The organism is Paenibacillus sp. Negev47, from assembly GCF_058313655.1.
On sequence record NZ_CM177754.1, the window covers coordinates 3670404 to 3692907 of the forward strand.

Genomic DNA, 22504 nt, shown 5'->3' on the forward strand with positions numbered 1-22504 from the left:
ATTCGCTTCTCTCCTTATGCTGTTTTCTTGCGGTCCAACAGGACAGCAATAGCAATTACGACGCCTTTCACAACCATTTGGTAAAAGGAGTTTACTTCGAGCAAGTTCAATCCGTTATTCAATACGCCGATAATCAGAACACCGATCAGTGTACCGACGATACGTCCGCGTCCTCCAGCGAGGCTTGTGCCACCCAATACAACGGCTGCGATGGCATCCAGCTCATAGGATGTACCTGCTGTTGGTTGTGCTGAGTTCAAACGCGATGTCAGAATTGCACCCGCCAGAGCAGCGAGCATACCTGTCAGGGAGTAAATCATAATTTTCACGCGATTTACTTTGATACCCGAGATAATGGAAGCTTTCTCATTACCACCAATAGCGTACGTTTTGCGGCCAAAAGCCGTTTTATGCAAAATAATCCACAGTATCATGAAGGTAATCAGCATGGTGATCGCAGGTACCGGAATACCCAGCAGGTAACCGCGGCCAAACAGTTGGAACAATAGATTATCGCCGAGTCCTGTAATTGGATTACCATTCGTGTAAACCAATGTTAATCCCCTGAATATGGTCATGGTAGCGAGTGTAGCGATAAACGGAGCCATTTTGCCTTTGGTAATCATCAGTCCGTTCACCATACCCATGACACCACCGAGCGCTACACCGATAATGATGGACAAGATCGGATCCAGGCCAGACAACATCATATTCGCTACAAAAGCACTGGATAAAGCCAGGATTGAGCCGACCGACAGATCGATTCCGCCCGTCAGGATAACAAACGTCATACCGAAGGCAATCAGTGCATTAATCGAAACTTGCCGTAATAAATTCAAAATATTAAGCGGTTCCAAGAAACTTGGATTCAACACCGATACGATGAGAATAAGAATGATCAAGCCGAGTAGCGGTCCCAATTTTTGTATTACATTTGAGAAACGGAAGCCGCTTTTAGCCGTTTTGTTTACCTGCATTGTTGTCATATCACTGTCCCCCTGTGGCCAATGTCATAATGTTCTCTTGTGTTGCTTCTTCCCTCAAAACCTCACCACTGATGTGCCCCTCATGTACAACCGCAATTCGGTCACTCATGCCAAGCACTTCAGGCAGCTCCGACGACACCATGATAATGGCGACACCGCGGTCTGTCAGCTCATTCATCAATTCATAGATTTCTCGCTTCGCACCGACATCCACCCCTCGAGTAGGTTCATCCAGAATTAGTACACTTGGACCGATTCCAACCCATTTGGCGATGACCACCTTCTGCTGGTTGCCCCCGGACAGATTCCTTGCTGCCGTTTCTGAGGATTGTGTTTTGATCTGTAGACGCTTGATCAGTGTATCTACGAATTCTTGTTCTTTTGGAGCTGAGATGAAGCCTTTGCTTGAGAAACTGAACAGATTCGGCAACGCCATATTCTCGCGAATCGAGAAGTCTAATACCAGGCCCTCATCCTTGCGGTCTTCTGTAATAAACCCAATACCATGTTTCACGGCATCGGCCGGTTTACGGATGTTCGCCTTTTTGCCACGAATGAAGATTTCACCGCTATCCAACGTATCCAAACCGAAGATTGTTCTCATAATCTCTGTCCGTCCAGAACCCATAAGTCCTGAGAAACCGAGTATTTCTCCCGCTCTAACAGTGAAGTTGATATTTTCGAATAACCCTTTGCTGCTTGCATTCCTTACTTCCAGAACGACATCACCATAAGAAGGTTTCCGAACGGGATAACGCTCCGTAAGTTCACGACCTACCATTTTTCGCACCACTTCATCAAAGCTTGTCTGCGGAATGGGCTGGGTGTCTACCGTTCTGCCATCACGCATAATGGTAATCCGGTCACAGATCGTGAATATCTCCTCCATCCGGTGAGAAATATACACAATGGATACTCCGTTTTTCTTTAGCGAGGTAATTACACCAAACAGCTTCTGTATCTCACGCTCCGTGAGAGCTGCCGTTGGTTCGTCCATAATGATGACCTTGGCATCCGTCATGAGTGCTTTTGCGATTTCAATCATCTGTTGCTGCCCGACGGAGCACTCTCCAGCAGGACTTTCGAGCGGAATGTCTACGGAAAGCTTCGCGAACTGTTCTTTGGCGAGCGCTTTCATTTGTCTCGTGTTGAGCAATCCGAAGGATGACGTCAGTTCTTTACCGATGAATAGATTATCCAACACCGTCATTTCAGGCCATACGTTCAGCTCCTGATGGATAAATGTGACACCCAGCTTCTCTGCTTCCTTCGGACTCACAAAATAGTTTTCTTCTCCGTCTATGGTGATGGTTCCCTGATCTCGCTGATGGAGACCAATCAGAATGTTCATCAATGTGGATTTGCCGGCTCCATTTTCCCCCATCAAGGCATGAACCTCACCATCTTTTAGTTCAAAATCCACTCCGCTCAGCACCTGATTGGTGCCAAATGCCTTATGAATGTTTTGCATCTGAATGTGCATCATGCAACCTCCTTTTAACCGAAATGGACTCCCGATTGTAAAATGCAATTGGCATAGGGTGTGGCTTCGCCAGTGCGAATAACCGCCTTCACCTGCCGGGTTAATACTTTAAATTGTTCGTGGTTGATGGAAGCATCGATTGCTTCTCCACCGAATCTCTCCGTAATGAATTGCATGGCTACGGGATTACCTTCATGAATTTCTTCTGCCACAATGACTTTCTCAATGACCATATCTTCAGCGATCAATTCCACAACTTCGCGGAAACTTGGTGTGCCCAGTTTGAGGGCCAGATCGATTTTGAGCACGCCGTCTGGTACGGGTAGACCCGCATCCGCAATCGCAATCAAATCCGTGTGACCCAGATCAGACAAAATCTTGGAAATGTGACTATTCAGTATGCCATTTTTTTTCATTACAAGCTCACCTCTACTTCATCACGCGTTGGCATGCCGCCCTGCGCTCCGAACTTGGTGACGGACAATGATGCAGCCCGGTTGGCGAAGCGTATACTCTCTTGTAACGGTTTGCCTTCAGCCAAAGCGACTGCAAATGCGGCGTTGAACGTATCCCCTGCCCCAGTAGTATCGACAGCCTCCACTTTATAAGTGGGGACTAGAATTTCTTCTGTACCATCAAAGTAACGTACACCCCTACTGCCCTCCGTAATGAATAACTTGTTCGGATATTGACGCAATGCCTGTGCCGGACTCATGCCCTGAAATAAAATCTCAGCTTCATGCTCGTTCGGCGTGATATATGCGGCGTTGTCGATCACTTCTTGCGGCAATGTTCTCGCCGGAGCGGGATTCAGCAGCAGCGGTGTTCCGAATTCTGCACACAATGCGCTCACATGAACAACCGTTTCCTCCGGAATTTCCTGCTGAATCAGCACGATATCTGCATTTCGAATGACCTCAGCCGCCTCATCGACATATGCAGGAGTGACTTCACGATTCGCCGCTTCAACAACTATGATACTATTATCACCTTCTGCCAGAATGATATGAGCCGTTCCACTTTCTAAATGTGTAACCGGTTTCACATTTTGCGTATTTACAGCATTTATTTTGAAGTTCTCTAAAATATCTTTGCCAAAGGCATCGTCGCCTACCCGGCCGATCATCGTAACCTCGGCACCCAGCCGTGCAGCGGCAACAGCCTGATTGGCCCCTTTGCCCCCAGGAACCGTTTTGAAACTGTCGCCAAGAACGGTTTCACCCGCTCCCGGCCGTCTTGCAGAAGTAACAACCAGATCCATTGAACTGCTTCCTATTACACATATTTTAGCCATCTGATCTCACCTTTCTCGTAGTGCCCCGTTCGATGAAACTTACGGGCAGCTGTATGTTTTTGTTCTCTATTGCAGCTTGTTCCACAAGCTGGATAAGTAATCCCGCCGCTTCTCTTCCCATCTCGTATGCTGGCTGATGGATGGTGGACAATGCCGGCGATAACAGGCTGCTCATCGGAATATCATCGAAACCAATCACTTGGACGTCATCAGGAACCTTCCTTCCGATTCGTGATGCCTCGTGCAGTACTGCCATGGCTGCGATGTCATTGCTGGCAATGACCCCGTCTGTGTCCGCATACTTCCTGAATAATTCTTCAGCCCATTTACTTGCCTCGTTAATTGAAAATGAGGTCGTCTGGATTACCCGGTAGTCTAACCCGGCTTCACGGATGATTTCAATCGCTCCTTCGAAGCGATCCTGAGCGGGCCTGATCTGTGACGGTCCTTGCATAACCGTAATCCGGCGACTACCGCGGTTGATGATCTCCCTTGCAGCTAATCTTCCACCTTCCCTGCCATCCGCATACACGGATGGACGATCCAGTGAAGTTCTGTCCAGAAACACCACGGGAATCTTCAGGTTTTCATATATTGAAGAATGAGGGTAGTTCGTTGAAGAGATTACACCGACCACGTTATTCTGGATAAACGTCTGGATGTAATCCTGCTCCTTCCGTTCCTCCTCATCACTATTTCCGAATATTAATCTGTAATCCTGCTCCTGCATCCGATCCTCTACGCCGCGGGCTAACTGCGGAAAGTAAGGGTTTGCAATATCCGGGAGCAACAGGCCAATCAGTTTGGACTTGCGCTTATATAATGAGCGGGCCACTTCATTCGGCGAAAAGTTAAGCGCCTTCACAGCATCTTCCACTTTCTTGCGTGTGTCCGCATGAACATAACCTCTATCGTTAATGACCCTTGATACGGTGGCTACGGATACGCCAGCCCGTTGAGCTACGTCTTTTATTGTTGTCATAAGATGCTCTCCTCTAATGTGTAACCGGTTACAGATATTAAATTATCATATTCTTTTCAGTTTGACAAGCGTTTTCATTCTGGAAATTTCTCCAAGTCTATTGCTAATGTACTGAAATACAGGCATATCCAAGATTTAATGCCAATTAGACGTCCCCAAATTGCATGCTGTTAAACATAGAAAATGACGAGATCGTCAGATAACGCCCTCGTCATTTTCTTATTTCAATTACATTATTCACCGTTTATTTTGTAGCATTTCCGTACACTTCATCTGTCACAGGTTCTAACCACTCCGGTGTACCTGCAGTGATCGCAATATGTTCAAACCAACTATCTTTAGCGGCTCCATGCCAGTGTTTGACACCATCATGAGTCACAATAACATCGCCGGCTTTTAAGAACTGAGCAGGTTTGCCTTCTTCCTGATACCATCCTTCCCCACCTGTTACTAACAACAGTTGAAATCCACCACGATGGATGTGCCAGTTATTTCTGCATCCCGGCTCAAATGTAACATTCCCAACACCCACGTTCACTTTGGGATCAGATACCAAGGTTTGGAGATAACTTTGCCCTAAGAAATTTTGGTACAGCAATCGTTGGTATAGTGGAATCCTATTTCACGAATGGGTTACCCCGGCAACCTCACATTATGTCAGAACAAGTAGGAATATTGTTGGAAAGGAACTTATAACAAAGACATCTCAAGAACCGCTTCTTCATCTAAACGTACCTTCCGGAGAACGGTTCATTCCATTTTTTGATACAACGCGTGTCGATATGTGATATGGTCAATGAGGATATTAGATTCGTACATATATATGTGCAAGAAATGCGAGGAGAAGATCGAAAGTGATAGAGAGAAATACCCTTGAGAAACCGAGTAAATTCAGTGACCCCCTTTTTGTCATGCTCATAGCAAGCCTTTGTTGTTTGTTATGGGGTAGTGCGTACCCGTCCATTAAACTTGGATATATCGCATTTAACATTTTGCCAGAAGACATTGCTTCCAAGTACGTATTTGCCGGATACCGATTTACGTTGGCGGGCTTGCTACTCTTGCTTCTGTCTCGTGTTGTCAGAAAACAGAAGCTGCAATTGTCCAAGCCACAGTGGACAAGTCTCATCATGCTAGGTGTGTTACAAACCGGCTTGCAATATATGTTTTTCTACGTGGGCGTAGCCAATACAACGGGTGTCAAAGGCTCGATTATGAATGCAACAACGACCTTTTTCAGTGTTGTTCTGGCCCATTTCATCTATAAGAACGATAAATTAAGCAGGAATAAAATCGTTGGCTGCTTGCTGGGATTCGTCGGTGTGATCATCGTGAATTTCCATACGGATCTGCTTGCATTCTCCTTTTCATTCACAGGCGAAGGCTTTGTGATTATAGCAGCACTTGTTTTCTCCGTCACAGCCATTTACGCCAAACGTCTAACCGCCACCATCGATGTTCTAATTATAACGGGAGTCAGCCTGTTCGTCGGAGGGCTGGTACTTACTCTGTTAGGTTTATCGCTCGGCGGCAGGGTCACCCATTTTACCATGGAATCCACCAGTAACTTGATCTACTTGGCTTTGCTGTCATCCGTCGCATTTTGTCTGTGGAATATGCTTCTCAAGTACAACAAGGTCGGAAGAGTGTCTGTCTATAACTTCCTTATTCCTATATTTGGCGCATTGTTATCAGCGTTATTCCTGGGGGAAACGATTTTGGAAATGAAAAATCTGGCCGCATTGCTGTTCGTGTCAGTTGGCATTTACTTAGTCAATCGTGTGCGTTCTGTGCAAAGCTCTAATAACACTCCAATAAAATAGACTACCCGTCCACTTCGATGGATAACAAAAAAAGCCGCTAATTAGCGGCTTTTTTTGTAAGTTCGTATACGAATACGTTCAGTTCTCGCGATGTTATACCTTAATATATATTTGTAAAGTCAATTAAGTCTTCTTCTTCCAAATAATTAAAAACTATAGTGTGCTTACCCAGCTCATATACCATCTCATAACCACCCACAACTTCATTATAATATTCCGAGGTGGGTTTTCCCATCCATCGTTTCACATTCCATGGTGAGAGATACTGCTTTTCATTGTACAGCTGGATAACCGCAATACGTGATTTCTTGCTAAGCTCGTGCATGTATGAATCAAACCCGATGCCGAATTTAGAATAATAATAGTACGCTCCCCATTCCCCGTTTGAACGAGAATTGGGTTTCCCCAACTTTTTTTGCATAGTTTGAAGCGTCATGCCAATCTTGATGTCCGTCCGACCTGGCAATACACCCTTTAAAGCAGCTTCCTTCAGGCTTTTCAGGTAAGCGCGATCGCCAACACCCGAGTTCGGCCAAGCTTCTGAACGGAGGTTACGTGTATCTTCCAACCGCAATTCCAATTTGTTCACATTCAGCTTAAACGTATCAACTCCATAGACGAATTGAAGGTTGTTGTAATTTTTGAACTGCACTCGGGCACCTGAAAGAGTACGAATTCCACCATCTCTGATCGCAGAGTAGGAATCGTCGATTTTTTTACCCTTATTATCGACATATGTTACACGGCGCAATTCCCCGGAACGAACAATATACGTTTTCACCTCATTGAAATTAGAAGTTCCCCAATCGGTGATCATCAGCATATCTGGTGTACTAGCCTCTTTGCTTTTCACAACGAAGTTCCAGGTTTGAGGCAAAATAATCGTATTCAGATCCAGTTTTGCTGCCTGAACAGTTCCGTATGCTGCACCTTTTTTTAGTAAGGCTGCACGATACGTGCCTGAATAACTCTTGTCGCCTTTTTTATTGTTGGTCCAACCATTTTCTTCGGTCAGCGTGCTCTTCTGTTCATCATAAGCAAAAATATAAACGGTGTAAGCCGTTTGCTTGGCATCACGAAGCGTAAATGAAAGCCGGCTCATACTTTCGAGCTGTTTGGCGGAGATTTGCTCTCCTTTGGCAGCAGCATTGGGTGGTAGCAGAAGCACTGCGCTCAGAACATAGGCGATTAAGGTAAGTAAGGCCAGAGAAGCCCATTTTGCATTGTGTTTAGGGTGTATCATCGTTGACTCTCCTTTGAGTAAAAAAAATAACAATCTAACAGTTCTTTTCTAATTTTAAATTGTGCACAATCTCAACATTCAAACAGGTACTTGCTAGCGTGTAATCTTGATCAAACTATGTAATTAATTTAAGTTCATGTTCAATAAGCATATCCTCCTACTAGTACTATTTTCCTAAGAATGATAACATACCCTTTCTAATAAAGAAATAACAATCTAATTAATAGATTTCGACTCATATAACATAAAAAAGCCGCTATTTAGCGGCTCTTAAAGTAACTTTGAATACGACATGATTTACAAACAGGAGTATACCACATTACGTAGGCGGCGTTGAACGTACGGCTCCTGACTATTCAGCAGGTGTTGCGCATACATGACCGTAAGCTCTGAATCCGGATCAATAATAGCCATACAACCAGCTGCGCCACTCCATCCAAATTCACCAATTGGGCTAAGCGAGCCGCTTCCTGCTTTGGAGATATGTGTGCGAACACCCAGTCCGTAGCCGTATCCATACATATGATCCCAGGAATAATCAGCACGAGTCATCTCGTTCAAGTGATCCGTCCGCATCAGTTCCACTGAAGCTTGTGACAGAATACGCACGCCTTCGGGACTCGTACCACGCCCAGTAAGTGCGTTCAAGAAAAGTGCATAGTCACTAACAGTTGACAACAAGCCTGCACCGCCGCTTTCCAATTCCGTGCCTACCCGGAATCCGTTGCCGTCCAGACGTACAGCCTTCTCAAGCTCATCATTATAAGCATACTGCGGAATCAGGCGTGTCTGCTGTTCCTCGTTCAGATGGAACGCTGTATCGTTCATGCCAAGTGGTCCGGTGATTTCGTCACGAAGATATGTACCAAAGCGTTTACCACTTACAACTTCCACCAAGGCCCCCAGCACATCGTGGCACATACTGTAGTTCCAATGTGTACCTGGCTCAAACAGAAGCGGTTCCTTGGCAAGCGCTTTCGCAAAATCACGGGTCGACAATGTTCCGTCGGTGCTTTTTACGGCCTCCTGAATGCTTGGAGAACCAACGTCATAGGAGAACCCGGCAGTCATGGTGAACAAATCGCGTACTGTAATAGCTCTTGTCGCCTTTTCCAGTCGGATCTCCCCGTTCGCCATCGTTTTCTTTACCGTCATCTCAGCATACTCTGGGAGATAATCGAACAGCGGATCGCTTAACAGCATCTCCCCTCTCTCCACCAGCTGCAGGGCTGCCACGCAAGTCATAATTTTTGTCATGGAGTATAGATTGAAGATCGCTCCATCACCAATAGGTGTTTTCTCTTCCAGATTGGCGTATCCATTACGATAATGGAAAACGGTATCATTTCGATGCATCACCAGCACCTCTGCCCATGGAATGCGCCAGGATGTAATGCGGTCAATAAATGAAGCAAGTGGTTTAAAATCCATATTTTTTTCCTTCTTTCTATGTATAATCATTATATTTCGAATGTGATCTACGGTATGTCCCATAATCCACATACTATTAATATACGACCATTTGCTTGCGCTGACTACCACCAGGTTTGGTAATATAATCATCTTCGTTGCCACATTAGAAAAGAACAAGCAGCCAGAGTAGCGACCTATACAACTATAAAACATAAAAATCCCCTTTCGCTCAACAAGAATAAATCCATCGGAGCCGATGGAAGTACTTGTCTACTGAAAGGGGATCAAACAACGTTATTTCGATCAAGCCCGCTTGTTCTCAACAGACTTCATCCGGTTTTGGTTATCAGGCTCTCGATCATTACTGAATTCCTGACCAGCTTCAATCTGGCCATTGCCGGAAACGGCTCGTGAGAAATTAGTGAATTGACTTTTATGCTCATCCTGCTCATGTTTTTGCTGTAGAAGCTCTTGCGGGTCCTGTTGTGGCATCCATTAACCTCCTTTGAAATCAAAAATAACATCCGAGTTTATTGTTGATGTTTTGCTTCATCTTTAATTTCTTCACGAAAGCCGGAAATACTATGTTTGCGTCGTTCATTTTTTTCCTCGATTTGAGTCTTTTCGCGTTCCGGGATTTCATCTCCAAATTCCTCAAGATAATCCTCTGCTTCCCGGTAGTTCTCGATTGTGTTCACCACTGCATTCTGCAAATGATCCACGTTATCCTTGCGATTATCCGGTTTGCTCATAATAGTCACCTCCCAAAATGGAATCATGCAATATATCTGCACTACAGAAGTTTTCCATAAGTAAGCTTGGCTTATGCACTTCGATCAAAATCAACCTTTTCCCATGATCCACAAGGTAAAAAGCTAAGTGATATTCCAATAGGCGACTTTATTATTACTCATCCAACAATCATCGATATTCCAAAGTGATGATAACTGATCACCAAAGCTGATCAGACATCGGTGTTGTCTATGCTGTGCCTTTGTTTACTCTGGAATCGCCATTAGGTTTCCCTTCTCACACAAACATAACCTGTATAAAAAACGCGCCAGAGAGTTACTGTCTCTAGCGCGTTTTTTTGTAGTGAAATGAGTTACTCAGTGAATATCTTTCTTTTTGAAATTGCCGCCTCTCACTTCAGCTACATCGTATACAACTACAAAGGCAGTCGGGTCAATCTCATGAATGATATCCTTGATCTTACTCTCTTCCATTCGGTTGATGACACAAGTGATTTCCTTGAATTGCTCATTAGAGTAACCACCGTATGCATCGGTATACGTTGCTCCACGACCTAATCTGTCCCGAATGGTTTCAACCATGATCTCAGGCTGATTCGTAATGATTTTAAACGTTTTGGAGCCGCTTAAACCCTCTTCTACGATATGTATTACTTTGGAAGCAATAAAATATGCAAGCCCTGACAAGATCGCACCTTGCAGACCGAACACGGTAGAAACGACAATAAATACAAACATGTTAAGGAACAGGATGAGATCACTGGTTCCAAAAGGTACTTTTCGTGAAAGTAGTACAGCCAACATGTCTATACCATCCAATGCCCCGCCGTTACGCAATGCAAGTCCCATACCAAAACCGATGATAATCCCGCCGACAACGGTAACGAGCAAGGTATCACCTTCAATTATGGTTGGTACATGGTGCATCAGACTCGTGCTAATCGCCAATGAAGCAATACCGATAATCGAATATAACGCGAAACTTTTACCGATTTGCTTATACCCTAGCCATACAAATGGAATGTTAATAATCCCAATGAGCATCCCGAGTGGTAACCCGAACAGCTGTGAACCCACGATACTCAGACCTGTCACACCACCGTCGGAGACATTATTCGGAATTAATATGGCTTCCAGACCATATGCCGTGATAAATCCCCCAATGATAATCAATAATACTTTGGAGAGGATCTTCAGCTTGTTTGACTTCTGTTTTCTGTTTTGACTCATTCCTTTTCCCCCTTGATGAACAACCGATAAAAAATAGTCTATAATAAAAATCACTATTTTGGCAATAGATCGTCATCTGCTTGTCTAATTAGTGGATATTCCAGGTGAATCTGTTTTGATCTAACCTTTTATTTCTCGATGAACGTTCGATACGACGAAATTTTATGCTCAAGCATCTCATCTGCTGTATTAAGTATGTGCATTTGTTTTTGAATGGACTCTTTATGATCTTCCAGCAACTTCAATCGATCTGCCGCCGTGTGCTCACCTTCCTGAAACAAGGAGGCGTACTTCTTAATGGTAGCAATGGGCATCTGAGTCTCTTTCAATTTGATTACAAATTGCAGCCATTTCAGATGCGATTCGTTATATCGCCTGTCTCCACTGGCATCTCGGAGAGGAGTTACAATCTGTTCCTTCTCATAATAACGTAATGTATGTGCACTAATATGGAGCATTTCTGCCACTTCACCAATGGTATGCATGGTCAACCTCCCTTCTATTTTTCTACTTGACTTAGAGTGAACTCTAATCAGTATAATCAACTCGTCGTCATATCACAATAAATAATGAAATCAGATTCAGGAGGAATTCCCATGAAATACACAGTGATTACTGGTGCCAGTTCAGGCATCGGATATGAAGCGGCTTTAGCTTTTGCAACCCGTGGCAAAAATATGATCCTGGCAGCACGCAGAACCGATGAATTGGACAAGTTAAAATCAAAAGTAACTGAAATCAATCCTGATCTGGACGTAGTCATTCGCACAGTGGATCTGTCCATTGCCGCTAATGTGCATGAATTCTATGAAAGTCTTCAGGCTTATTCCATTGAGACGTGGATTAACAACGCTGGATTTGGGAATTTCGCTTCCGTTGGCGAACAACATCTGCCCAAGATTGAGCAGATGCTTCATCTAAATATAGAAGCACTAACCATTCTTTCTTCCCTGTATGTACGTGATTATGCCGATGTCGATGGCACACAGATTATTAATATCTCCTCTGGTGGAGGATATACGATCGTAGCTGATGCAGTTACCTACTGCGCAACCAAGTTCTATGTAAGTGCCTTTACGGAAGGACTTGCGCAAGAGTTAAAAGGCAAGAACGCAGCGATGCAGGCCAAGGTGCTCGCTCCGGCTGCAACCGAGACGGAGTTTGCGAAGCATTCCTTTAATGTAGACGAGTTTCAATATGAGGGCAGAGTTCCCAAGTTCCATACGGCGGAACAAATGGCTGGATTTTTACTTGAGTTGTATGACAGTGAGAGCGTAGTCGGTATTGTAGATGGATTAACATATGAATTTAAACTACGCGAACCCCTCTTCCCTTACGCTGCAAGGGCAGCATCGAAACCGCAAAATTAACCCGTAATCGAGGCTAAGTCGATTGAATACTGTTAAACCATTATCTAACCTGACTGCTACACATCGTTGGACGTTAAAAGGGAACCTGGTTTCCAGGTTCCCTTCTTTGTATTTATATTCAATGCTTTATTAAATGCTTACTATATAATGAAGTATTATGCTAGCCTCATTTTGAAATCCTGATATCCGAACTCACGAACAACTTCGCAATCGCCGTCTTTTCTTTTGACAGCAATCGCTGGAAGCGGCATGCCATTAAACGTATTGGTTTTCACCATGGAGTAAATGGCCATATCCTCGAATACCAGACGATCGCCTTCTTGCAAAGGCTGATCGAATGAATAATCCCCAATTACGTCACCAGACAGACATGTTTGTCCACCAAGACGATACAGGTGAGCTTTCTCGCCCACTTCTCCCGAACCGATCAGCGGCGGGCGATATGGCATTTCCAGCACATCGGGCATATGACACGTTGCGGAAGTATCCAGAATGGCGATGTCCATACCGTTTTTATGGAAATCCAGCACAGATGTCACCAGATAACCTGCGTTCAGCGCAACAGCTTCTCCCGGCTCCAGATATACTTCGAGGCCATAGTCGTTCTGCATACGCTTGATGCATGCTTCCAGTCTTGGAATATCATAATCTTCACGCGTAATATGGTGACCTCCGCCGAAGTTGATCCATTCCATTTGCGGCAGCCATTGTCCGAATTTCTCTACAACTGCGTTCAACGTAGTCTCCAGATCATCGGAATTTTGCTGACACAGTGTGTGGAAGTGCAGCCCGGAGACGCCTTCCAGCAGGTCTGCCTGGAAATCTTCTTGCTTGGCGCCAAAACGGGAACCCGGAGAACACGGATCATATATCTCGTGCCCCTCCTGGGTAGAGCATTCAGGGTTGATGCGCAAGCCAACCTTACGACCAGCCTGAAGCGCCTTATCCTTGAATTTTGCAAGCTGTGAAAATGAATTGAAAATAATGTGGTCGCAGATGGAGAGAATCTCGTCAATCTCTTCTGCGCGGTATGCCGGAGCAAAGACATGATTCTCTTTGCCCATTTCCTCGTGGCCCAGGCGTGCTTCATACAAGCCGCTCGCCGTTGCACCGCTCAGGTATTCTCCAATCAGCGGATACATCGCAGTCATGGAGAATGCTTTTTGAGCGAGCACGATTTTGGCACCTGTACGCTGCATAACACCGTTCAGGATTTTCAGGTTTTTCTCAATAAGCCTCTCGTCAACAACAAAACATGGCGTCGGTAATTGCTCGAACTTCATTTTAACGAACAAGCTCCGATTCTTTAACTTCTTCTGGCAGCTCATCAACGAGTACCGGGTTGAAGTCTTCTACCCATGGGAGGCCCCACTTGTTCAACTCTTCCATGAATGGATCCGGGTTGAACTCTTCTACATTGAATACGCCTGGTTTGTTCCATTTGCCTGTCATGACCATTGCCGCACCAATCATGGCTGGAACGCCTGTTGTGTAAGAGATCGCTTGGGAACCAACTTCTTTGTAGCACTCTTGGTGATCACAGATATTGTATACATAATATGTTTTGTCTTGACCATCTTTTTTACCTTTGAAAATACAACCGATGTTCGTTTTACCTACAGTACGTGGTCCAAGGGATGCAGGATCAGGCAGTACTGCTTTCAGGAATTGCAGTGGAATAATTTGTTTTCCTTCATATTCGATAGGCTCGATTGAAGTCATGCCTACATTTTCAAGTGCTTTCAAGTGAGTCAGGTAGCTTTGACCAAATGTCATGAAGAAACGGATACGTTTCAGACCTGGCATGTTTTTCGCCAAAGATTCCAGTTCTTCATGGTACAACAGGTACATGTCTTTCTCGCCAACTTCTTTAAAGTCGTAGACACGTTTGATTTCCATCGGTTTCGTTTCGATCCATTCACCATTTTCCCAATATCTTCCGTTCGCAGAAACTTCGCGAATGTTGATCTCAGGGTTGAAGTTGGTTGCGAACGGATAGCCGTGGTCGCCGCCATTGCAGTCGAGAATGTCGATGTACTCAATTTCGTCAAAGTAATGCTTCAGGGCATAAGCGGAGAATACGCCTGTCACGCCTGGGTCAAATCCACTTCCGAGCAATGCAGTAATGCCTGCTTTTTCAAAACGCTCTTTGTAATCCCACTGCCAGCTGTATTCGAATTTCGCTGTATCATGTGGCTCATAGTTCGCAGTATCCATGTAATTCGTTTTGGTTGCAAGGCATGCATCCATGATTGTCAGATCTTGATACGGCAAAGCCAGGTTCATTACGATATCCGGTTTAACTTCGTTGATCAGAGCGATCAGTTCGTCAACATTGTCAGCATCTACTTGCGCTGTCGTAATTTTCGTTTTTCCGCCGTCCAGCTTTGCTTTGAGTTCATCACATTTGGATTTTGTACGACTCGCGATGCAGATTTCCTCAAAAACTTCGCTATTTTGAACGCATTTGTGTACTGCCACGGAAGCAACGCCGCCGGCGCCGATGATTAGTGCTTTTCCCATTTTACATTCTCCTATCCCAATATGTATTTTTTTTAATTGGATTAATACGGTGACAACAAGACAACAAAAAAAGCAAGGTGAAAAATGCCCGCAATCGCGCATCATCACACTTGCTTGTTGATATACATCATAAAAAAGACGTGAAGTCTCCATGACCAAAAAAGTTCATAAGAATTCCTTTGGCGGGAAGCTCCTTCATGTATATCAATATTGGATCAGAGTCTATATAGCAAATAATTCGCCTTTACCACTCTTATTGACCGTTTCACAAGTTGATGTGCAATTGCACTGGTTGTAAAGTAACCAACTTATAAAATTTGAGCTTTGAACTCAATCAATAAAGCAACGTAAGTTGCCAATCGGCGTTTGACCCGGCTGTCCGTATGGCCTTAACTTCCTGGTGAAGTGGTCAAAATTATCTGCTGGAAAGCTCTAATTCATATTGATAAATCAACTTCCCAAAATCACAGGTCTTACACTATCAGACGTTGAAAAAAAAATCAAGCAATAATTAAAAAATAATTTTTTTGTCCGAATGAGGACGTCTCTCTCAAATACTTCTTCATACGCGATCATAATGTTGTTGCCAGCAATTTCCGCTAATTGATCATGGGCCGAATGGTTCATTTCCTTCTTTGCGAGCTTGCAGAGCAATTTCAGTGGCTTTATGCATAAAAAGTTCATCTTTATTCATTAGCTTCACCTCCACAACTAAAATTATGTATGCAAATTCAACCTCGTATTAAGCGTTTTCAATTTCTTTGTGTACCTCTTATTCTTTCCATTCTATCATCAATACAAATAAAGAGTATGACGACAATTCGTCATACTCCAATGATTCATATCCAGATAAACGATTAGAATTTTACGGGCAAAGCTGCCAAGCCCTGTGATGACAAAGCGGAGTGCCAATGAATCTCTTCCTGAGGAACACTCAGCTGAAGACCGGGAAGCCGACGTAAAAGCGTAGTGAACGCTACATCCCCCTCCACCCGAGCAAGCGGAGCGCCAAGACACATATGAATACCGTGCCCAAAGGCCAGATGTCGTTTTATTTTGCGTTCAATATCCAATTCTTCCGGATCACTGAATTGCTGTTCGTCCCGATTCGCTGATTTCAAAAGAGGAATCACGACATCTCCCTTTTGAATCGATTGTCCATCCAGTTCCGTGTCCTGCGTTGCATAACGAGGACCTGAAGAAGTGGCGGGTCCGTTATATCGTAGCAACTCCTCCACCGCAGAAGGAACCAGATTTAGATCTTGTTTAAGTTGTTCCAGTTGTTCGGGATGTGTCAGAAGAAGATAAGAGCCGGTTGCAATCAGATTGGAAGTTGTCTCATGTCCAGCAAATATTAATAACGTGATCATGGATATTAATTCATCTTCATTCAGTCGATCTCCCTCCTCCTCAATCGCAATTAATTGACTGATAAGGTCATCGGAGGGTTCCTCTCGTTTGTTCGCCACAAGCTGTGAGGTGTACTCTGCGAATGATCGCAAATGCTGCGCTACTGCAGGGTCCTGTTTACCAAAACCAAGACCTTTGGCAATGGCTTCGGACCATACATGGATCTGAGGTCGGTCTTCCTGAGGTATACCCAGCATCTCGGAAATGACGTTGATTGGGAATGGATAGGCATAGTCTTTTACAAGATCCATCTCTCCTTTCCCTTCAATCTGATCGATCAATTCATCTGCAATCTCTTGAACACGTGGACGCAGGCTTTCCATATATCTTGGCGTGAACGCTTTGGAAACCAGACTACGCAGCCTCCGGTGATCCGGTTCATCAACAAAGAGCATCGACTTTCCCGTAAAAAAGGTCTGGGGTTCCGAAGAACCAAGATCTTCTGAGAGATTCTTTCGAATATCATTGCCACTATCCATAGAGTTCAGATCTACCGTGAACCGGGAGTGATCTTTCAGCACTTCCATGGCTACATCCATACGGGTAACAATCCAGGTCTGCCCTGCTCCACCCATCGGATTAGGAATAGGGACAACGGAGCCTTTGGAGCGCATCTGTGCAAACATGGCAAATGGATCAGTAATATTTTCTTCGCTAAACAAATTAAATTCTGCTTTTTCGGATGTTTGGTTACTCGAATGATTCATAAAAATCTTCCTTTCGAAGTGAATTTTTTCAAATCTATGGAAATTTATGTGCACTCCGATTATATACTACTCGTATATTTAATATCAAATTTCACTATTTAAATTACAATAAACAACCGCTATAACAACTTATTACTAATAAACGAATAGTATATTAATAATTTATATGGGAAATAAAAAGAGGTCGGCTTTGGGCCAACCTCAATTTAATGCCGTTGTTTTACAAGTTCCAAATACCACCAACAGGTTTCAGTCAGCCTATTCGCTTCCGAGTGAAAAGCACTGGATTTGTACTCTTTGTGAAATGCTTGAAGTACCACTTCTATCACAGAAATATTTAAATCCTCTTGATCCTGTAATAACGCTAAAAGCCCTTTCGAAAGTTGCTTCAATGGTGCAGATTCCTTGGATTTTTGAACACGTTTGTTGAACTCATTAAATTCCTCCAATAGAGTGTCGACGTCCATACCAATATCACGGTTACGCTCATCCGCATTCAGGAAATAGAGAGACTGAAAGTCAAAAATATGTTCATTCCTTTGGTGCATTGTTTTTAATATCACTTCAATATATGTTAAAACTTTTGGAACCACTTCGCTCCATATTGGTTTTTGTGTATTTAGGCTTCTTGCTGTGTTGGCAATCTGATGCAATATGCCATAACACAATATGGCGCCTTCGTTGGCATATAAGCTGATGTCTTTTCCGTACACCTGAATCAATCGTGTAGACAACCATTTTAACTGAACAGTAGCCAGTTTGGCTGAGTTGATCTCTCCTGAATAAAAGCCAGTCCAATATAATTCCCATACTCGCTCTTTATTAGGTACAGACATAGGGATGGCAATCTGATCAACGAGCAGGTCATAATCCGATGTGTAATGATTTTGTTCAAGCTCTTTGCGAATGAAAACATCCTCTTGCATACGCTGATCAATAATTGAATATAAACAGTCTTCTTTCGAGCTGAAGAATTTGTAGAATGTGCCTTTGGATACACCCGATTGATCCAGAATCATCTGGATTGTTGTATTTGCATAGCTATGCTCTAAAAATAGAGCAAGTGCTGTCTCCAATAAACTTTGTTTCCGGCTACTCATGTCCCGTCATCGCCCCAAGTTTTTCTATTGATTTTAACATTCATTCCTTTGGAGTTGAAGCATTGATTCGCAGTATGGCCGTCACATAAAATAATTGCACAATGAGTAAATTTGCACAATGTGCAACTTGTTGTTATGATAAACCTCACAGAGTGCATGCTTACGAGTATGTTCTTCATTAAACTACTTTAACCATCGTCATTGGTGTTGGAGGTGAACGCTTAAGCGGAGAATGATGATCAAACGAAACTTGCGACATTTGAAAAAAGAAGCGACTGAAAAAGCACTTGCTGGTGCTGCATTTGAACTGACTCTTGAACACGGACTCGATGGTTTTACGGTCGAAGATATCGTGCATCAAGTGGGATGTTCCCGCAGAACATTTGCAAACTATTTCACATGTAAGGAAGAGGCTGTAGCCAGAGGCGCAATATCTGTCCAGAATACAACCGAACTAGAAGATTTACTTACCGAAATGCCCGACCATGCCTCTTTGCTTGACGTACTGTATAGCCTGATCAAGATGCAGCTTACAACAGAACTCTTAGGAAGGCTTCACCAACTATTATCACTATCTCATACCTATCCCGTGTTAGAACCACATTATCTTGGAGCCATGCACCGAATGCAGACGCAGGCACAAGACACCCTATTAGACCTATCTAACGGAAAGTATGACGAGATCTATACTTATCTTTTGATTAACGCACTATATGGAACGATACTGCCATTAATTGATGGAAGACTCAATGTGTTGCTGCCCGGACAAGTCATTACTGAAGATACCAAGCCCGGTGCTATCACCTTCGATCAATTTTTGGAGACCACGTTTGGTCATTTGCGGGCAGGATTCGAACATGCCAACCATCCACATTCATCATAGAGGGAGTGTAAAATAGAGAAATGTCTACATTATTATACAGAGTGGGGAAAACCGCTTTTAGCAAACCTGCAACCTTCATCATTGGCTGGGTATTCATTCTGGGAATTGTCATTTCCATGATCAGCATCAATGGTATTCACATCAGTTCTGAAATGAAGATTGAAGGCACCGAGTCACAGAAGGTCCTGGATCAATTAGCAAAAGAACTGCCAGCCGCTTCCGGTGGTCAAGGAAGTGTTGTGTTCAAGGCACCAGACAACGAACGTCTGGATACACCTGAAAATATGGCTGCTATGATGAAAGGTGTTACTGAGGTTTACGGATTAGATAAAGTCATTAACCCTGCAGACTATGCAGCTGAAGCAGGCAATTCGGGTGCTGCCGCTGAGATGGCCCAGAATGCTCAATTTACCGATATGGCGCAATCCTCAACAACCACTCCTCCACCCTATGGACCTTTGATGCTGGATGGGGTTCCAGTACCAGGCATGCTGATCTCTTCGGATGGAAGCATTGCACTGTTCCAATTCCAATTTACAGTGGAGCAGTCTGCCATAACCCAAGATGTGTTTGATTCCGTTATTCAATCCGTTATGACGGTTGAGCAAGGAACCCCTATTACGGTATTGCCAGGCGAAACGCTCAAAACGGTATCCATTGGGGTCGGCTCGGCAGAGATTGTCGGATTGGTCATTGCTGTCATTGTATTGCTGATCACTCTTGGGTCCGTTGTTGCCGCAGGTCTTCCTCTCCTCACTGCACTCCTTGGTGTTGCAATCGGAGTAGGTGGAGCATTCTCCATCTCCAAATTTATCGAAATGCCTAGTGTCACTTCCGTGCTGGCTCTCATGGTTGGATTGGCGGTTGGAATCGATTATGCTCTCTTCATTGTTAATCGCCAGCGCCGAATGATTATTGATCAGGGCTTGAGCGCAAAAGAAGCGACGGCAAGAGCTATTGGCACATCGGGCAGCGCAGTATTTTTTGCCGGATTAACCGTCATTATTGCACTGTGCGGTATGCTTGTCATTGGTCTTACATTCTTGTCTACGATGGCTTTGGTTGCAGCAGCTACCGTGCTCATCAACGTGTTCGTTGCTTTAACCCTGTTGCCAGCTTTGCTGGGATTGGTAGGAGAACGTATCTGTTCCGCCAAAGCTCGTGAGAAAGGCGCACAACATGCCAAAACCGCTAATCGTGGATTTGCAGACAAATGGGTGAAATTCGTTATCAAGAATCGTTGGGCTACCATTATTGCCATCATCGTCATTCTTGGGTTCGCCGCAACGCCGATCACCAAAATGGAAATGGGTATCCCTGGCGCTTCCTCAGCGAATCTGGATACAACCGCAAGACAAAGCTATGACGCCATCTCCGAAGGCTTCGGAGATGGATTTAACGGACCCCTTATTCTGGTCGCAGAGCCTAATCAATCTTCCGCAAAAGTTACACCGGAGCTCTTGGGCGGTCTGGTGATGGAACTCCAAGGTCAAAATAACGTTGCACAAGTCACACCGCTTGGTATGACAGAAGATTTAGCTATTTTCAGTCTCATTCCAAAAACAGGTCCTAACGATAATCTCACTAAAACACTGGTCACTGATCTGCGCGCGGCTGATTCCAGCATTGCACAGACCTATGATGTGAAACTCGGAGTTACGGGACTTACAGCTGTTAACATTGATATGTCAGCCAAACTGGCGCAGGTGTTCCCTATTTATGTAGGCATCATAATCCTGCTCTCGCTGATCATCCTGTTACTCGTATTCCGTTCGATCATCGTTCCAATTAAAGCCACCATCGGGTTCCTTCTTAGTATCCTCGCTACATTCGGGATCACTACTGCTGTATTCCAATGGGGCTGGCTGCATTCGCTCTTTGGTTTCGATACCGGCGGTCCACTGCTTAGCTTCATGCCAATCATCGTGACAGGTATCCTGTATGGCCTTGCGATGGACTATCAGGTCTTCCTGGTCAGCTCCATGCGCGAATCCTATGTTCATGGTCATCGCGGAACTGAATCCGTTGTTCATGGGTACAATCAGGTAAGTCGCGTGGTTGTTGCCGCAGCAGTGATCATGGTTTCTGTTTTTGCAGGATTTATCTTCACTGATGATGTCATGATCAAGCAGATTGGCTTTACCTTGGCGGTAGGCATCCTGATTGATGCGTTCATTATCCGGATGGGATTGGTTCCAGCCATCATGGCTATTTTCGGTGACAAAGCTTGGTCTCTCCCGAAATGGCTGGATCGTATTCTGCCGAATCTGGATGTTGAAGGCGAGAAACTGATTGCTTCCCTTAATGCAAAAGATCAAGCCAACACCAAGTCCGGGTTAAAATAATACTGCGCTAGCATGGTGATATCATGACTCCATTCACCACGACAAAGACCTCCTCTGTTTGTATAAACAGGAGGTCTTTTTTTCTGCTCCAAATCTTATGCAGTTATGTCTTCAATATGGACATTATAGCGTGAGGATTGAGCAGCATGAACAAACGCCGCAAATAACTTTTGACTATAATGATCCACAGTGTAACTGTACTCCGGGTGCCATTGTACCGCCAAAACAAATGTCTGGTTCGGCATAACCACCGACTCAACGAGTCCATCTTCGGCAACTGCCACGGCAGTTAACTTATCGGATAACATCTTGATCCCTTGATGATGATAACTATTCACTTTTATCGTGCCTGCTTGCAAGATATCGTATAATAGATTATTTGTCTCAATATGTACATCATGTACAAGATTCGTATACGGCGGGTTTTGCTTATGATTAACGATCTCGTTCACATCAAGTTGAAGGCTGGTAGGAATATCTTGATACAACGTACCACCCAAAATAACGTTGAATAGTTGGAGTCCACGGCATATGCCAAAGGCAGGCTTATCAAGCTCAATTACCTTTTGTAATAATATCGACTCCATCAGATCGCGTTCAATACATAACTCCCCACAGGTATCCTCTGTCTGCTCATGATATAGATCAGGATTGAGGTCATGTCCTCCTGTGAACAGGAACCCATCGAACTCATGAGCCAACGTAGCAAGGATCTCGACATCCGTTGTCAGAGGTAGCATGATTGGAATCCCACCAGCACCCTCGATTGCGTTCATATAACCCGGAAGCATCCAGTAACTTTTTTTGTCAGTATCATATAAAGGCAGTACACCGATCATGGGCTTTTTCATGGCTTTCCCTCCTAATGAATTCATTTTATCAGATCTCCTTATATATAAACTCACTAAATTGTTGCATTTTCCTACCTCTATCATCTGTGAATCCGTTTCATCTGGAGCG

General features: G+C 44.2%; 21 protein-coding genes. 4 read left to right on the forward strand and 17 right to left on the reverse strand.

Going from position 1 to position 22504, the window contains the following annotated elements:
* Positions 1 to 14 precede the first annotated feature (14 nt).
* The 6 genes from AC4G47_RS16395 to AC4G47_RS16420 form a co-directional block, all read right to left on the reverse strand.
* Entirely contained in the window at positions 15 to 977 is a 963-nt protein-coding gene (locus AC4G47_RS16395) for an ABC transporter permease subunit (RefSeq protein ID WP_491106726.1), read from the reverse strand.
* A 10-nt stretch (positions 978 to 987) separates the two neighbouring features.
* Entirely contained in the window at positions 988 to 2469 is a 1482-nt protein-coding gene (locus AC4G47_RS16400; RefSeq protein ID WP_491106727.1) for a sugar ABC transporter ATP-binding protein, read from the reverse strand.
* Positions 2470 to 2483: 14 nt separating this feature from the next.
* Positions 2484 to 2885, reverse strand: a complete 402-nt coding sequence (gene rbsD, locus AC4G47_RS16405) for a D-ribose pyranase (protein ID WP_491101847.1) — start codon at positions 2883 to 2885, stop codon at positions 2484 to 2486.
* Positions 2885 to 3763, reverse strand: coding sequence for a ribokinase (rbsK, locus tag AC4G47_RS16410; RefSeq protein ID WP_458126859.1), 879 nt, complete (start codon positions 3761 to 3763; stop codon positions 2885 to 2887). The genes rbsD and rbsK overlap by 1 nt, the downstream gene beginning before the upstream one ends.
* Complete coding sequence (locus AC4G47_RS16415; RefSeq protein ID WP_491101848.1) at positions 3756 to 4745, reverse strand: LacI family DNA-binding transcriptional regulator; 990 nt, start codon at positions 4743 to 4745, stop codon at positions 3756 to 3758. Before AC4G47_RS16415 ends, rbsK begins: the two co-directional genes overlap by 8 nt.
* A 244-nt stretch (positions 4746 to 4989) precedes the next feature.
* A complete protein-coding gene (locus tag AC4G47_RS16420; RefSeq protein ID WP_491106728.1) occupies positions 4990 to 5361 on the reverse strand; it encodes a cupin domain-containing protein in 372 nt (123 codons plus the stop codon).
* Positions 5362 to 5599: 238 nt separating this feature from the next.
* On the opposite strand from AC4G47_RS16420, the gene AC4G47_RS16425 reads away from it, so the two are divergent.
* Entirely contained in the window at positions 5600 to 6568 is a 969-nt protein-coding gene (locus AC4G47_RS16425; RefSeq protein WP_491101849.1) for a DMT family transporter, read from the forward strand.
* A 100-nt stretch (positions 6569 to 6668) separates the two neighbouring features.
* On the opposite strand, the gene AC4G47_RS16430 is transcribed toward AC4G47_RS16425, so the two are convergent.
* The 6 genes from AC4G47_RS16430 to AC4G47_RS16455 form a co-directional block, all read right to left on the reverse strand.
* On the reverse strand, positions 6669 to 7811 hold the full coding sequence (locus AC4G47_RS16430) for a DUF4309 domain-containing protein (protein ID WP_491101850.1): 1143 nt from the start codon (positions 7809 to 7811) through the stop codon (positions 6669 to 6671).
* 297 nt (positions 7812 to 8108) lie between these two features.
* On the reverse strand, positions 8109 to 9242 hold the full coding sequence (locus tag AC4G47_RS16435) for a serine hydrolase domain-containing protein (RefSeq protein ID WP_491101851.1): 1134 nt from the start codon (positions 9240 to 9242) through the stop codon (positions 8109 to 8111).
* Positions 9243 to 9527: 285 nt separating this feature from the next.
* Complete coding sequence (locus AC4G47_RS16440; RefSeq protein WP_458126853.1) at positions 9528 to 9716, reverse strand: hypothetical protein; 189 nt, start codon at positions 9714 to 9716, stop codon at positions 9528 to 9530.
* A 38-nt stretch (positions 9717 to 9754) separates the two neighbouring features.
* On the reverse strand, positions 9755 to 9976 hold the full coding sequence (gene tlp / locus AC4G47_RS16445; protein WP_145317345.1) for a small acid-soluble spore protein Tlp: 222 nt from the start codon (positions 9974 to 9976) through the stop codon (positions 9755 to 9757).
* A 357-nt stretch (positions 9977 to 10333) separates the two neighbouring features.
* On the reverse strand, positions 10334 to 11206 hold the full coding sequence (locus tag AC4G47_RS16450; protein ID WP_491101852.1) for a YitT family protein: 873 nt from the start codon (positions 11204 to 11206) through the stop codon (positions 10334 to 10336).
* 128 nt (positions 11207 to 11334) lie between these two features.
* Positions 11335 to 11691: a MerR family transcriptional regulator gene (locus tag AC4G47_RS16455; protein WP_491101853.1), complete on the reverse strand. Its 357-nt coding sequence runs from the start codon at positions 11689 to 11691 to the stop codon at positions 11335 to 11337.
* A gap of 111 nt (positions 11692 to 11802) precedes the next feature.
* Here AC4G47_RS16455 and AC4G47_RS16460 point away from each other — a divergent pair, with 111 nt between their 5' ends.
* The gene (locus tag AC4G47_RS16460; RefSeq protein ID WP_491101854.1) at positions 11803 to 12576 is read left to right on the forward strand and encodes an SDR family NAD(P)-dependent oxidoreductase; all 774 of its coding nucleotides are present in this window, start codon (positions 11803 to 11805) and stop codon (positions 12574 to 12576) included.
* A 155-nt stretch (positions 12577 to 12731) separates the two neighbouring features.
* Here the strand turns inward: AC4G47_RS16460 and nspC are convergent, their stop codons facing one another.
* The 4 genes from nspC to AC4G47_RS16480 all read right to left on the reverse strand — a co-directional run bounded on the left by nspC (position 12732) and on the right by AC4G47_RS16480 (position 18292).
* On the reverse strand, positions 12732 to 13859 hold the full coding sequence (nspC, locus tag AC4G47_RS16465) for a carboxynorspermidine decarboxylase (protein ID WP_491101855.1): 1128 nt from the start codon (positions 13857 to 13859) through the stop codon (positions 12732 to 12734).
* Between the two features lies 1 nt (position 13860).
* A complete protein-coding gene (locus tag AC4G47_RS16470; protein WP_145317360.1) occupies positions 13861 to 15099 on the reverse strand; it encodes a saccharopine dehydrogenase family protein in 1239 nt (412 codons plus the stop codon).
* Between the two features lie 857 nt (positions 15100 to 15956).
* The gene (locus AC4G47_RS16475; protein ID WP_491101856.1) at positions 15957 to 17216 is read right to left on the reverse strand and encodes a cytochrome P450 family protein; all 1260 of its coding nucleotides are present in this window, start codon (positions 17214 to 17216) and stop codon (positions 15957 to 15959) included.
* 206 nt (positions 17217 to 17422) lie between these two features.
* Positions 17423 to 18292, reverse strand: a complete 870-nt coding sequence (locus AC4G47_RS16480; RefSeq protein WP_491101857.1) for a TetR/AcrR family transcriptional regulator — start codon at positions 18290 to 18292, stop codon at positions 17423 to 17425.
* A gap of 256 nt (positions 18293 to 18548) precedes the next feature.
* Between AC4G47_RS16480 and AC4G47_RS16485 the strand changes: the two genes are divergently transcribed.
* Together AC4G47_RS16485 and AC4G47_RS16490 are read left to right on the forward strand one after the other, a co-directional pair.
* Positions 18549 to 19199, forward strand: a complete 651-nt coding sequence (locus AC4G47_RS16485; RefSeq protein ID WP_458126845.1) for a TetR/AcrR family transcriptional regulator — start codon at positions 18549 to 18551, stop codon at positions 19197 to 19199.
* A gap of 20 nt (positions 19200 to 19219) precedes the next feature.
* A complete protein-coding gene (locus AC4G47_RS16490) occupies positions 19220 to 21544 on the forward strand; it encodes an MMPL family transporter (protein ID WP_491101858.1) in 2325 nt (774 codons plus the stop codon).
* Positions 21545 to 21639: 95 nt separating this feature from the next.
* Here the strand turns inward: AC4G47_RS16490 and AC4G47_RS16495 are convergent, their stop codons facing one another.
* Entirely contained in the window at positions 21640 to 22395 is a 756-nt protein-coding gene (locus AC4G47_RS16495; protein WP_491101859.1) for a gamma-glutamyl-gamma-aminobutyrate hydrolase family protein, read from the reverse strand.
* Positions 22396 to 22504: the final 109 nt, after the last annotated feature.

Coding starts and splice junctions, on each gene's coding strand:
- AC4G47_RS16395 (WP_491106726.1), bottom strand. CDS start 977: ATGCAGGTAAACAAAACGGCTAAAAGCGGCTTCCGTTTCTCAAATGTA.
- AC4G47_RS16400 (WP_491106727.1), bottom strand. CDS start 2,469: ATGCACATTCAGATGCAAAACATTCATAAGGCATTTGGCACCAATCAG.
- rbsD (WP_491101847.1), bottom strand. CDS start 2,885: ATGAAAAAAAATGGCATACTGAATAGTCACATTTCCAAGATTTTGTCT.
- rbsK (WP_458126859.1), bottom strand. CDS start 3,763: ATGGCTAAAATATGTGTAATAGGAAGCAGTTCAATGGATCTGGTTGTT.
- AC4G47_RS16415 (WP_491101848.1), bottom strand. CDS start 4,745: ATGACAACAATAAAAGACGTAGCTCAACGGGCTGGCGTATCCGTAGCC.
- AC4G47_RS16430 (WP_491101850.1), bottom strand. CDS start 7,811: ATGATACACCCTAAACACAATGCAAAATGGGCTTCTCTGGCCTTACTT.
- AC4G47_RS16435 (WP_491101851.1), bottom strand. CDS start 9,242: ATGGATTTTAAACCACTTGCTTCATTTATTGACCGCATTACATCCTGG.
- AC4G47_RS16440 (WP_458126853.1), bottom strand. CDS start 9,716: ATGCCACAACAGGACCCGCAAGAGCTTCTACAGCAAAAACATGAGCAG.
- tlp (WP_145317345.1), bottom strand. CDS start 9,976: ATGAGCAAACCGGATAATCGCAAGGATAACGTGGATCATTTGCAGAAT.
- AC4G47_RS16450 (WP_491101852.1), bottom strand. CDS start 11,206: ATGAGTCAAAACAGAAAACAGAAGTCAAACAAGCTGAAGATCCTCTCC.
- AC4G47_RS16455 (WP_491101853.1), bottom strand. CDS start 11,691: ATGCATACCATTGGTGAAGTGGCAGAAATGCTCCATATTAGTGCACAT.
- AC4G47_RS16460 (WP_491101854.1), top strand. CDS start 11,803: ATGAAATACACAGTGATTACTGGTGCCAGTTCAGGCATCGGATATGAA.
- nspC (WP_491101855.1), bottom strand. CDS start 13,859: ATGAAGTTCGAGCAATTACCGACGCCATGTTTTGTTGTTGACGAGAGG.
- AC4G47_RS16470 (WP_145317360.1), bottom strand. CDS start 15,099: ATGGGAAAAGCACTAATCATCGGCGCCGGCGGCGTTGCTTCCGTGGCA.
- AC4G47_RS16475 (WP_491101856.1), bottom strand. CDS start 17,216: ATGAATCATTCGAGTAACCAAACATCCGAAAAAGCAGAATTTAATTTG.
- AC4G47_RS16485 (WP_458126845.1), top strand. CDS start 18,549: ATGATGATCAAACGAAACTTGCGACATTTGAAAAAAGAAGCGACTGAA.
- AC4G47_RS16490 (WP_491101858.1), top strand. CDS start 19,220: ATGTCTACATTATTATACAGAGTGGGGAAAACCGCTTTTAGCAAACCT.
- AC4G47_RS16495 (WP_491101859.1), bottom strand. CDS start 22,395: ATGAAAAAGCCCATGATCGGTGTACTGCCTTTATATGATACTGACAAA.